3 protein-coding genes and 1 tRNA gene are annotated in these 3,486 nt (G+C 68.6%); 3 read left to right on the top strand and 1 reads right to left on the bottom strand.

Annotated elements, in window-relative coordinates; all coding sequences use genetic code 11:
- The first annotated feature begins 97 nt into the window (after positions 1-97).
- Together LQV45_RS21370 and LQV45_RS21365 are read left to right on the top strand one after the other, a co-directional pair.
- Entirely contained in the window at positions 98-2,023 is a 1,926-nt protein-coding gene (locus LQV45_RS21370; RefSeq protein ID WP_230008726.1) for an ABC transporter ATP-binding protein, read from the top strand.
- Between the two features lie 128 nt (positions 2,024-2,151).
- Positions 2,152-2,228: transfer RNA gene (locus tag LQV45_RS21365), tRNA-Pro, on the top strand.
- Positions 2,229-2,464: 236 nt separating this feature from the next.
- Here the strand turns inward: LQV45_RS21365 and LQV45_RS21360 are convergent.
- Positions 2,465-2,683, bottom strand: a complete 219-nt coding sequence (locus LQV45_RS21360) for a hypothetical protein (RefSeq protein WP_230008725.1) — start codon at positions 2,681-2,683, stop codon at positions 2,465-2,467.
- Between the two features lie 131 nt (positions 2,684-2,814).
- On the opposite strand from LQV45_RS21360, the gene LQV45_RS21355 reads away from it, so the two are divergent.
- On the top strand, positions 2,815-3,486 hold a 672-nt coding region (locus LQV45_RS21355), incomplete at its 3' end, for a helix-turn-helix domain-containing protein (protein WP_230008724.1).

Genomic DNA, 3,486 nt, shown 5'->3' with positions numbered 1-3,486 from the left:
GCCATTACCGCTACGTGATCGCCAGCCTGGACCCGGAACCGCGGGACCTGGATTCAGAATTGTCCGCCCTCGAGGACCAGTCCGAGGAGATTTCCCGATGAGCAGCGCAACGTTCGGCACCGCCAATGAGGACAACGCGCACCTCAGCAGGAACGAAAGCAAGGCCGTCCGGCGGCGCTCCCTGACCCTCCTGGGCTCCCTGATCCGCCCCGTCCGGGCCCGGTTCTGGCTGACGATCGGCGCCGTCGTGCTGTCCCAGGCCGCCCGCGTGGCCGGGCCGGCCCTGATCGCCTTCGGCATCGACCACGCCCTGCCCGCCGTGCGCGCCGGCGACAACCTTCCCCTGGTGCTGACCGGCGCCGCCTACCTTGCCGCGGCCGTCGTGGCGGCCGGCCTGACCGCCCTGTACGTGACCTCGACGGCGCGGCTCAGCCAGGCGATGCTGCTGGACCTCCGCGTCCGGGTCTTCCGCCACACGCAGCGGCTGAGCCTGGAATTCCACGAGAAATACACCTCGGGGCGCATCATCGCCCGGCAGACCTCGGACCTGGAGGCCCTGCGCGAACTCCTGGATTCCGGCGTGAGCTCGCTGGCCTCGGGAATGCTGTTCATGGCGTTTACCGCCGTGACGGTGTTCGCCCTGGACTGGCGCAGCGGCGTGCTGGTGCTGGCCGCCGGCGTGCCGATGTATTTCCTGGCCCGCTGGTACCAGAAGCACTCCCAGATCGCCTTCCGCGAATCCCGGGTGGTCTCGGCCCGGCTGATCGTGCACTTCGTGGAGACCATGACCGGGATCCGCGCCGTGAAGGCCTTCCGGAAGGAACGCGAGAATGCCGCGGGCTACTCCGAACTGTCGGAGGACTACCGCCGCGCGACCGTCCGCTCCATCAACCTCAACGGCATCTTCCAGCCGGGGCTGGTACTGATCGGGAACGTGTGCGTGGCCCTCGTGCTGCTCACCGGCGGCTTCCGGGTCCTCAGCGGCGACCTGGAGGTCGGCGTGCTCCTGGCCCTGATCCTGTCCGCCAAGCGCTTCTTCCAGCCGGTGGACCAGATGGCCATGTTCTACAACTCCTTCCAAAGCGCCCAGGCGGCCCTGGAAAAGGTCTCGGGCCTGCTCGAGGAGGTCCCCACCGTGCGGCCGCCGAAAACACCCGCGGCCCTGCACGACGCGCGGGGCAGCATCGACTTCAACGGCGTCGAATTCCGCTACGGCGACGGCCCGGTGGTCATCCCGAGGCTGGACCTGCACATCCCCGCCGGGCAGACGGTCGCGCTCGTCGGGCAGACCGGCGCCGGCAAATCCACGCTCGCGAAGCTGATTGCCCGCTTCTACGACGTCTCCGCCGGGTCCCTGACCCTCGACGGCGTGGACCTGCGCCAGCTCAGCACCGAGGACCTGCGCCGGAACGTCGTCATGGTCACCCAGGAGGCCTTCCTGTTCAGCGGCTCCGTGGCGGACAACATCGCCCTGGGCCGGCCCGAAGCCTCGCGTGCGGAGATCGAGGACGCGGCCCGGGCGGTGGGGGCGCACGCCTTCATCATGGAACTGCCGGACGGCTACGACACCGACGTCAACAAGCGCGGCGGCCGCGTCTCCGCCGGGCAGCGCCAGCTGATCAGCTTCGCCCGCGCGTTCCTGGCCCGCCCGGCCGTGCTGATCCTGGACGAGGCAACGTCCTCGCTGGACATCCCGTCGGAGCGCATGGTCCAGCAGGGCCTCGCGGGGCTCCTGCGCGGGACACGGGAGGCCGGCACCCGGGAGGCCGGCCAGCGGCCGTCCGGTGGACAGGCGGGCGGCGGACAGCCCGTTGCAGACTCGGCCCCCGGCCCGGACTCGGCCCCCGGCGCCGGGCGGACAGCGCTGATCATTGCCCACCGGCTCTCCACCGTGGAGACGGCGGACCGGGTGCTGGTGGTGCACGACGGACGGGTCGTGGAGGACGGCACCCCGGAGCAGCTGATCGGCGACGGCGGCGCCTTCGCCCGGCTCCACGGCGCCTGGAAAGACTCGCTGGTCTGAACAGCGCCTGCCGGGACCGGTCGGCGTCCGGGCCGGGACGACGGCGGGACACGTCCCGGCCGGCGCCCGATTTCACATCCGGGGCCATGATCGGATACTCTTGTGAAGTTGCTTTTGAAGCAACGGATCGGGATGTGGCGCAGCTTGGTAGCGCGCGTCGTTCGGGACGACGAGGTCGCAGGTTCAAATCCTGTCATCCCGACCAAACACAAAGAGGGCCCTCCACACGGAGGGTCCTCTTTTGCATGTCCGGTGGTAGGGCCGGCACGATTTCATGACACCGGCACCGGCGATCGTCCCGGCCAGGGCCCGGCCCCTGCCCCCCGGACACAACGCAGCCCCGGGAGGAAATCTCCCGGGGCTGCGCCGGATATCCGTGCCGCAGGCAGCCGGCCGTTGCTGCGCCGGGCCTGCCGTGTCGGGCTTGTTACATCGGGCTTGTTACATCGGGTCGGGCCAGTTGCCGACGTTCAGCGAGTGGGTCATGGGGTCGGGCCAGTTGCCCACCGCCTGGGCGGTGCGCATGGGATCGGGCCAGTTGCCGACGGCGGCAACGTCTGAGACATCGGTAAGTGAAGCAGCGGACGGCACGGCCGGGGCCGCGGCGGAGAATGCCAGTGCGCCCGCCAAAACGGCGCCGGCTGCAATCTTCTTCAACATAAGTTTCCTCAATATGGGTTGGGGTTCCTTAACCAAGTCAGCACTACCCTTGTTGACACACATTGTAAAATGGTTTCTACAGAGACTGTCAAGCATTTAGTACAAAGAATGTCCGGAATTAGGAGGTATCCGTGGGGAACGGATTTGGGGAGAAGCTCCGCGCGGAACGGCTCGAACGGGGCCTGACGCAGGCGGAGTTGGGCCGTGACCTGTACTCCCCCAGCTACATTTCTCTGCTGGAAACCGGACGCCGCGAGCCGACCGCCGATGTCATCGAGGAGCTTGCCCGCCGGCTTGAACTGGCCCCCAAGGCGCTCGAGGCCTGGAGCCAGCCGGTGTCCGTCAGCGACGCCGAATACGTGCTCGCGGGATTGTATGCCCGGCAGGCCTGGGACCTCCGGGACTACCCCGTGGCCGCCACCCACGCCGCCGCCGCCGCCAGGATCGCCCTGGAGGCCAAGAACACCAGCGCGTGGTGGAACATGACCTATATGCAGGCCGAGTGCCTGATCAAGCAGGGCCTCTGGCAGGAGTGCAAGGACGTGGTCCAGAATCTCCTGGAGCACCCGATGGCCGCGGAGTCTGCCGGGCTCGGCGTCCGGGCCCAGCAGATGCTCGCCGCAGCCTCGCAGGGCCAGGGGCAGCTGACCGCCGCCGTCGAGCATGCGCAGGAAGCGGTGCGGCTCTGCGCACAGCTGCCCAAAGGCTCCACCATGATCATCGGCGCCCTCCGCGCCCTGATTGGTGCCCTGGCCGAGAGCGGCCGGCTCGATGAGGCCTGGGAGTACTGCCAGGCCATGAAC

The sequence above is a fragment of the Microbacterium sp. Bi128 genome (assembly GCF_918698205.1).
This window is presented reverse-complemented; position numbering and strand designations above follow the sequence as displayed.

Bases quoted from the DNA above. Each gene is read 5' to 3' on its own strand.
- LQV45_RS21370 (WP_230008726.1), top strand. From the start codon at position 98: ATGAGCAGCGCAACGTTCGGCACCGCCAATGAGGACAACGCGCACCTC.
- LQV45_RS21360 (WP_230008725.1), bottom strand. From the start codon at position 2,683: ATGTTGAAGAAGATTGCAGCCGGCGCCGTTTTGGCGGGCGCACTGGCA.